We start from the raw sequence: 799 nt of genomic DNA, 5'->3' as shown, positions 1-799 counted from the left end.
GACCACCACCGCCAGCATGCTGGCCTGGGTGCTCGAATACGCCAGGCTGGAGCCCGGTTTCCTCATCGGCGGCGTGCCCGGCAACTTCCCGGTCTCGGCTCGCCTGGGCTCGGCCCCCTTCTTCGTCATCGAGGCCGACGAGTACGACAGCGCCTTCTTCGACAAACGGTCCAAGTTTGTCCACTATCGGCCGCGCACCCTGATCATGAACAATCTGGAGTTCGATCACGCGGACATTTTCCCCGATCTTGCCGCCATCCAGCGGCAGTTCCATCATCTGATGCGCACTGTGCCGAGCAATGGCCGGGTGCTCTTCCCCCAGGCCGACGACAACCTCACTGCCGTGCGCAAGATGGGTTGCTGGAGCGAGGTGGAGCTGGTGGGTCAGGACGACGCCAGGTGGAAGGCGGTCAAGCTGGCTGATGATGGCTCCGCCTTCGAGGTGTGGCTCGATGGCGAGAAGCAGGGCGAGGTGCACTGGGAGTGCATCGGCGAACACAATGTCAGCAACGGTCTGATGGCCATTGCCGCCGCCCGTCATGCCGGCGTGACAGTGGAGCATGGCATGGCCGCCCTGTGCGCCTTCCACTCTCCCAAGCGACGGATGGAGCTCAAGGGAGAGGTGGCCGGGATCCGCGTCTATGACGACTTCGCCCACCACCCCACCGCCATCGAGACCACCCTCGGCGGTCTGCGCGCCAGGGTTGATGCCGCAGGCGGCCAGGCCCGCATCCTGGCGGTGCTGGAGCCCCGCTCCAATACCATGAAGCTGGGGGTGCACAAGGAGGAGCTGGCCGCC

Annotated in this window: 1 protein-coding gene; it reads left to right on the top strand. The window is 65.3% G+C overall.

All coding sequences use genetic code 11. From position 1 onward, the window contains the following. The coding region (gene mpl, locus BN1119_RS00005) for a UDP-N-acetylmuramate:L-alanyl-gamma-D-glutamyl-meso-diaminopimelate ligase (RefSeq protein WP_041992069.1) at positions 1-799 on the top strand (799 nt) is incomplete at both ends.

The organism is Aeromonas bivalvium, from assembly GCF_000819765.1.
In the GTDB taxonomy this organism is placed as follows: Bacteria; Pseudomonadota; Gammaproteobacteria; order Enterobacterales; family Aeromonadaceae; genus Aeromonas; species Aeromonas bivalvium.
This window is presented reverse-complemented; position numbering and strand designations above follow the sequence as displayed.